Source organism: Actinotalea sp. JY-7885 (assembly GCF_014525465.1).
Classification (GTDB): domain Bacteria; phylum Actinomycetota; class Actinomycetes; order Actinomycetales; family Cellulomonadaceae; genus Actinotalea.
In genome coordinates, this window is sequence record NZ_JACEXH010000178.1 from 1 (window position 1) to 6,251 (window position 6,251).

At 74.8% G+C, this 6,251-nt stretch carries 8 protein-coding genes and 1 pseudogene; 7 read left to right on the plus strand and 2 right to left on the minus strand.

Annotation, left to right across the window (positions count from 1 at the left end):
• Together IDM29_RS13830 and IDM29_RS13835 are read left to right on the plus strand one after the other, a co-directional pair.
• Positions 1-513: pseudogene (locus IDM29_RS13830) on the plus strand (LLM class flavin-dependent oxidoreductase); the annotation flags it as partial.
• Positions 514-552: 39 nt separating this feature from the next.
• The gene (locus tag IDM29_RS13835) at positions 553-870 is read left to right on the plus strand and encodes an antibiotic biosynthesis monooxygenase (protein ID WP_182113190.1); all 318 of its coding nucleotides are present in this window, start codon (positions 553-555) and stop codon (positions 868-870) included.
• Between the two features lie 2 nt (positions 871-872).
• Here the strand turns inward: IDM29_RS13835 and IDM29_RS13840 are convergent, their stop codons facing one another.
• Entirely contained in the window at positions 873-1,466 is a 594-nt protein-coding gene (locus IDM29_RS13840) for a hypothetical protein (RefSeq protein WP_182113191.1), read from the minus strand.
• 59 nt (positions 1,467-1,525) lie between these two features.
• On the opposite strand from IDM29_RS13840, the gene IDM29_RS13845 reads away from it, so the two are divergent.
• From IDM29_RS13845 to IDM29_RS13855, 3 genes are read left to right on the plus strand one after another with little or no spacing between them, the layout of a single operon-like run.
• Entirely contained in the window at positions 1,526-1,831 is a 306-nt protein-coding gene (locus tag IDM29_RS13845) for a hypothetical protein (RefSeq protein WP_182113192.1), read from the plus strand.
• Positions 1,832-1,841: 10 nt separating this feature from the next.
• A complete protein-coding gene (locus IDM29_RS13850) occupies positions 1,842-2,603 on the plus strand; it encodes a WXG100 family type VII secretion target (protein WP_182113193.1) in 762 nt (253 codons plus the stop codon).
• Between the two features lie 2 nt (positions 2,604-2,605).
• On the plus strand, positions 2,606-2,935 hold the full coding sequence (locus IDM29_RS13855) for a hypothetical protein (protein ID WP_182113194.1): 330 nt from the start codon (positions 2,606-2,608) through the stop codon (positions 2,933-2,935).
• Positions 2,936-2,954: 19 nt separating this feature from the next.
• Here IDM29_RS13855 and IDM29_RS13860 read toward each other — a convergent pair whose 3' ends face one another.
• A complete protein-coding gene (locus IDM29_RS13860; protein WP_182113195.1) occupies positions 2,955-3,212 on the minus strand; it encodes a hypothetical protein in 258 nt (85 codons plus the stop codon).
• Between the two features lie 196 nt (positions 3,213-3,408).
• Between IDM29_RS13860 and IDM29_RS13865 the strand changes: the two genes are divergently transcribed.
• Together IDM29_RS13865 and IDM29_RS13870 are read left to right on the plus strand one after the other, a co-directional pair.
• Complete coding sequence (locus IDM29_RS13865) at positions 3,409-5,838, plus strand: TIM-barrel domain-containing protein (protein WP_182113196.1); 2,430 nt, start codon at positions 3,409-3,411, stop codon at positions 5,836-5,838.
• Positions 5,839-5,883: 45 nt separating this feature from the next.
• Positions 5,884-6,240 carry a twin-arginine translocase TatA/TatE family subunit gene (locus tag IDM29_RS13870; RefSeq protein WP_182113197.1) on the plus strand — a complete coding sequence of 119 codons (357 nt, stop codon included), beginning with the start codon at positions 5,884-5,886 and terminating at the stop codon, positions 6,238-6,240.
• Positions 6,241-6,251: the final 11 nt, after the last annotated feature.

Consider the following 6,251-nt stretch of genomic DNA (forward strand, 5'->3'; position numbering starts at 1 on the left):
GGCGACGCGGGGCCGGTCCAGGGACGGCCGCCCGTCGTCGTCCGCGCCGACACCGCGCGCGCCCTCGAGGTCGCGGGGGCCGTGGCCGACGTCGTGCGGGTGCGGGCGCGCGACGCGCGGTCCGCAGGGCAGCAGCGCGCCCTGGTCCGGGCGTCGGCGCGGTCCGTCGGGCGTGACCCGGACGACGTGCTCGTGCTGGTCGACGCGTACACCGCAATCGACGCCGGGGCCGGTTCCCGCCGGGGTGCCGGCCCGGCTGCGCCGGACCCGGAGTCCTACGTCCACGTCGGCACGGCCGGCGCGCTCGCCGCGCTCGTGGCGGGGTGGTCGGCCGCCGGCGTCGTCGACGGCTTCACCCTCCGGCCCGCCTCACCGGCGGCGGACCTGCCCGCCATCGTCGACGGCGTCGTGCCGGAGCTGCGCGAGCGAGGGCTGTACCGCAGCGCCTACCCCGGGTCGACGCTGACGCAGACCCTCGCCCCGCCGCTGCGCCCCACGCGCCTGGCGGGCTGAGCCGGGGCCGCGCTTGCGCCGCGGTCCTAGGCTGGCGGTATGTCCGTCGTGAAGATCAACGCCATCTCCGTGCCGCCCGAGGCGGGCCCCGAGCTCGAGCGCCGGTTCGCCGCGCGGGCCGGGACCATCGAGGGGTCGCCCGGCTTCCTCGGGTTCCAGCTGCTGCGCCCCACCGCCGGCGAGGACCGCTACTTCGTGGTGACGCACTGGGCGGACGAGGAGTCCTTCGCCGCGTGGCGCGACGGCGACGGCCGGGCCGCCCACGCGGGCTCCGGCGACCGTCCCCGGCCGGTGAGCTCGGGCGCGCAGCTGCTGGAGTTCGACGTCGTGCTGGACGTCGCGCCGCGCTCGGCCTGACGTCAGCCCTGCTCCGGCTCGTACGCGAGCAGCACCCGGGCGGCGCCGTCGTCGGGCTCGTCGACGGAGACGACCGTGAGTCGCCCCCAGCCCGGCACCTCGACGCGGTCCTGCACCGCGACGGTGAGGTCGGCGTGGGGGACCGAGGGCGGGCCGTCGGCCGGGTCGACCGGGGTGACCACGAGCCGGACGGAGCCGGACTCCACACCGACCGCTACGCGCATCCCGTCCAGCACCTCGCTGCCGCCGTCCCGGACCACCACCTCGGCGGCGTCCTGCGACGGCGCCTCGGCGGCCCCGACCGCCGCGGCCCACACCAGCGCGGCGGCGACGACGCATGCGAGCGCCGCCGCGACGGTCACGAGCGCGCGGGTGCGCTCCGCCCGGGTGGCGTCGCCCGGCAGCGGCCCCGGCAGCCGGGTCGAGAGCCAGATCAGCAGGCCGGCCGCGACGGCCAGCAGCGCGGCGCTGACGAGGCCGGTCCTCGGCCCGACCGTGGCCGCACCGATCCCGCCGGCGACCGCCGCGAGAGCCAGGAGGCCGCCGAGGCTGCCCAGGCGCCAGCGCCTCGACGTGCGCAGGAGAGCCGTAGCCATGATGATCACCTTCTGCCGGAGTCTGGTTACCGTACGGCCACCCCGAGCCAGGAGGACATGTGAGCGAGTTCTACGTCAACGACCCACAGCTCGTCGATGCCGCCAAGCAGATCACGGCGCTCTCCGGCCAGTTCCCGGCGGCCAGGTCCTACGCGTCGACGCACCTGGACATCGGCCTCGGCGACACCGGCCTGCTGCTCAGCACGATCATGCTGACGACCGGGAAGGCGAGGACCGCCGTCCTGGACGAGCTCGCGGTCGCACGGTCCCACCTCGACGCGGCCGCGACCGAGCTGCGGGCCGCCGCGGCGACGTACCGGACCACCGACGACGCCGTCGACGCCTCGCTCGACGCGACCTACTGAGGAGACGGACATGGCGCAGTACGACGGCGGCGGGCAGGCGTGGGCGGCCTCGGCCGGTCTGGCCCTGGTCCCGCCTGTGGCCACAGATCCCATGCCGGACCTCGGCGAGGCGATCCTGGGCTGGCAGAACTACGTCTCGGCGAGCTACTGCATCAACGAGATCATCGAGATGGTCTGCGGCTTCGACCCCTTCACGTGGCTCAGCAGCCACTTCACCGGCAGCTGGGAGGAGTTCTCGGAGGCCGGTGCGGCCCTGGCGAACCTCAGCAACTTCGTGACGACGACCCGCGGCCAGCTCTCCACGGCGGTCGCGCCGCTGAACTTCGCGTGGACGGGCAACGCCGCCACCGCGGCCCTGGCCTACTTCGAGTCGCTCGAGCAGGGGCTGACGACCCTGGCCGACGCCATCGACGGGCTCGCGGAGGACTTCCAGACGACGGCGTTCGGCGTCTGGTCGGCGGGACAGGCCGCCGTGACCGCCCTCGCGGAGCTCTGCGACTGGCTCATCCTGCTGGCGCTCGAGCTGGCGGCGGCCGCGTCCTCCAGCTGGACGATCGTCGGCGGGCTGATCGCCGGCTCGGCCGCGGCCGCCACGGCGCTCAAGGCGGGCGGCGTCTGGCGCGAGGTGGTCAAGTGGCACGGTCGCGCCGTGGGCGGAGCGGAGGGCTTCGCCGGCCTCGCCGCGGCGAACCTGTCGCTGGTCCACGGACTGGAGGGGGTCTCGATGCCCGGCAGCACGCTCGACATCCCGGGCACCGGAAAGGGGAAGTGAGTATGGCAGCGACCGACGGGGTGCCGTGGGACGACAGGGTGGCGCGGCTGTCCGCGGCCATGGGCGGCGACCCGGCGCGGGGACGGCAGGCCATGCGCGCCCTCGAGCGCCTGCGCTCGGCCGAGGACCCCCGGCTGCGCGAGCTGGCCCAGGACGTGCTCGACGGCAGGCGCACCCTGCGGGAGATGGTGCAGGACGACGCGTTCGGCCGCGTCGTCTCCGGCAGGCTCCCCGCGCTGAAGACCCAGCTCGACGAGATGACCCCCGAGGACCGCGAGCGTCTCCTGGCCGGGTACGAGGAGCAGCGGCGCCGCGATCTCGCGGGCGGCTGAGCCGTCGGCCTCGGCGTCGTCAGTGCCGGACGCGGCGCAGCAGCTCGAGCGCGTGCTCCTCGTCGGTCATCGTGGTGACCTTGGACGCCTGCATCCACACCGCCGGGTTCGTCAGGTGGCCGAAGGCCCACTGCACCTCGAAGGCGCCGGACGCGGCGTCGCGGTCGATCCGCCAGGTGCCCGGGTGGCCGGTGCGCGGGTCGGTGCCGACGACGGTCACGGGCCAGGAGGCGGAGCCCGTGGCGGCGTCGCGGTGGTCGGACAGGGTCGTCGTCATGGTCGCTCCTCGGCGTCTCGCAGGGGCGGCGTGGTCGCGTCCCCCAGTGTGCGTCGGCATCCTGGGCGGAACCTGAACGGGACCCGCCGGGTGGCCTGCGTCACATCCCGCGCGCGTCGACGGCCGGCCGCGCGTGGCCGCGGGGTGGCGGGCATGGTGGAGCAAGCACGCACGTCCCAGCTGAGAGGAACCGGGGATGATCCCGCGCACCGACAACCACCTGCACCTCGAGCTCGTCGACGGCGTCGAGCGCACCGGGCGCGGCCTGCTCGCTGCGCTGGGGGGTGAGCGGTTCCGCGTCGACGTCGTCCGCGACGACGTCGTCCGGCTCGCGATGAGCCGCGGCGGGGTCTTCGACGAGCAGCCCACGCACGCCGTCTGCGTCGACCCGCTCTCGCCCGACGTCGCGTTCGAGGTGGAGCGCTCGGACGACGTCGTCCGGGTGCGGACCGCCGCGCTCGTCGTCTCGCTCTGGCTCGACCCGTTCCGCGTCGACGTCCACCGGGCCGACGGGTCGCCCGTGATCGAGACCGCGCGGGGCGCCGACGGCCGGTACGGCACCTACGCCACGCTCAACGACGCGTTCGTGCTGCGCCGCCGGTGCCGCCCCGAGGACGCGATCTACGGGCTCGGCGAGAAGACGGGGCGCCACAACCGCAAGGGCCGCGACTTCACGCTGTGGAACAGCGACGTGCTCAGCCCTGACGTCGCGGGCGCCGCCGCCGCGCGCCTCGGGGCCGACGACCCGCGTGCGGACGCGTCGAGCACCGAGTTCGACCCGTACTACGTCTCGATCCCGTTCTTCTACCACCAGAGGTGGCCCGGCGGGGCGATGGCCGGGTCGTTCCTGGACAACGGCTACCGCGTGGCCTACGACTTCACCGCGCCCGACGAGTACGTCATCCGTGGCGACGGCGGCCAGTGGTGCGAGTACGTGTTCGCGGGCCCGCGCATGCCGGACATCCTCGAGGCCTACACCTGGCTGACGGGCCGCACGCCGCTGCCCCCGCTCTGGTCGCTGGGCTACCACCAGTCGCGCTGGCACGCGTACGCCCAGGAAGCCGTCGAGCAGGTGGCCCGGCGCCACCGCGAGCTGGACGTGCCGTGCGACGCCCTGTGGCTCGACATCGAGTACATGGACGGCTACCGCGTCTTCACCTGGGACCGCGAGCGGTTCCCCGACCCGCCGGGCATGCTCGCGCGCCTGCGCGACGACGGCTTCCGCGTCATCACGATCATCGACCCGGGGGTCAAGCACGACCCCGGCTACGCCGTGTTCGACGAGGCCGTGGAGAAGGACCTCCTGTGCCGCACCGAGGGCGGGGACCTCTACGTCGGCCAGGTCTGGCCGGGGCGGACGGCGTTCCCCGACTTCGTCACGCAGGAGACGCGCGCGTGGTGGGGCCGGCTCAACGCCGAGCACGTGCGCTCCGGCCTCGCGGGGATCTGGAACGACATGAACGAGCCCGCGACGGGCGACGTCGACCCGGGGCGCATGCGCTTCGGGCGTGGGCGGTTCTCGCACGAGCGGTTCCACAACCAGTACGCGCTGCTCATGGCGATGGGCACGGTCGAGGGCCTGCGCGCCGCGATGCCCGAGCTGCGCACGTTCGTGCTGACGCGCGCCGGCTCGGCCGGCATCCAGCGCTACGCGGCGAACTGGATGGGGGACAACCAGTCGCGCTGGGACCACCTGTGGCTGAGCATCCCCATGGCCAACGGCTTCGGCGTGTCCGGCCAGGCGTTCGTGGGCGCCGACGTCGGCGGCTTCTTCGGCAGCACCGACGCGGAGCTGTTCCTGCGCTGGATGCAGTACGGCGCGCTGACCCCGTTCTTCCGCAACCACTCCGCCATGGGGAACGTCGACCAGTACGTGTGGGCCTTCGGCGACGTCGTCCTGGCGGGCGTGCGCGAGGCGATCCGCCTGCGCTACCGGCTCCTGCCGTACCTCTACAGCGCCTTCGTCGTGGCGTCCGAGACCGGGGCGCCCGTGCAGCGCCCGCTCGTCCTGGACCACCAGGACGACGCCGTCGTGCGCGACGTCGACGACCAGTACCTGCTCGGGCCGCACCTGCTGGTGGCGCCGGTCGTCGAGCCCGGCACCACGCACCGGCAGGTGTACCTCCCCGCGGGCGAGTGGGTGGACTGGCACACGGGCGAGCGGCACGTGGGGCCGCGGTTCGTCGTGGCGCAGACGCCCATGGAGCGCATCCCGCTGTACGTGCGCGCGGGCGCCGTCGTGCCGATGTGGGAGCGGGCACCGGCCTCGACCGCCGAGCCCGCACCCGAGCTGGTCGAGCTGCACCTGCGGGTCCCGGCGCTCGACGGCACCGCCACGTCGATGCTCCAGGAGGACGACGGTCTCACCGTAGCCGCGGTCGACGGCGCCCACGTGCGCACGACCTTCGAGGTCACCCGCGCGGGCGGCGCCGTCACGGTGCGCGCCAGGACGACGGGTGACGGCTTCCCGGGGCACCGCCGCACGGCCTTCCGCGTGGTCCTGCACGGCGCGGTGGGCGACCGCGCGCGGCTCGACGACGCCGAGGTGCCGGTCGAGGACGGGGTGGTGCTGGTGCCCGGCGAGCGCGAGGGCTTCACGCTCGAGCTCCGGGCCGACGGGCGCTGATCGGATTCTGTCCGGGGCCTTGACGCAATAGGTAGGGTCCCAGGCATGGGTATCAGCGGGTGGGAGCTCCTGGTCCTGGTGACCGCCGTCGTCGTGCTCGTGGGCCCCGAGCAGCTGCCGCGCGCGGCGGAGCAGCTGGGACGCCTCGTGCGCGAGGTCCGGGCGATCGCGTCGGGCGCGCGGGAGCGCGTCCGCGAGGAGCTGGGTCCGGACGTCGACCTCGACTGGGAGGCGCTCGACCCGCGCCAGTACGACCCTCGGCGCATCGTGCGCGAGGCCCTCGTCGAGGAGCTGCGCGGACCCGCCGAGCGGGCGCATGGCCACGCCGCGCCTGCTGCCGTGCCGCCCCCGCTCCGGGCCGCGGGTGCGGACCCCGGAGCCGGGGCGGCGCCGACGGCCTGAGCGCCGCGGGC

Coding starts and splice junctions, on each gene's coding strand:
- IDM29_RS13855 (WP_182113194.1), top strand. CDS start 2,606: ATGGCAGCGACCGACGGGGTGCCGTGGGACGACAGGGTGGCGCGGCTG.
- IDM29_RS13860 (WP_182113195.1), bottom strand. CDS start 3,212: ATGACGACGACCCTGTCCGACCACCGCGACGCCGCCACGGGCTCCGCC.
- IDM29_RS13850 (WP_182113193.1), top strand. CDS start 1,842: ATGGCGCAGTACGACGGCGGCGGGCAGGCGTGGGCGGCCTCGGCCGGT.
- IDM29_RS13840 (WP_182113191.1), bottom strand. CDS start 1,466: ATGGCTACGGCTCTCCTGCGCACGTCGAGGCGCTGGCGCCTGGGCAGC.
- IDM29_RS13870 (WP_182113197.1), top strand. CDS start 5,884: ATGGGTATCAGCGGGTGGGAGCTCCTGGTCCTGGTGACCGCCGTCGTC.
- IDM29_RS13865 (WP_182113196.1), top strand. CDS start 3,409: ATGATCCCGCGCACCGACAACCACCTGCACCTCGAGCTCGTCGACGGC.
- IDM29_RS13835 (WP_182113190.1), top strand. CDS start 553: ATGTCCGTCGTGAAGATCAACGCCATCTCCGTGCCGCCCGAGGCGGGC.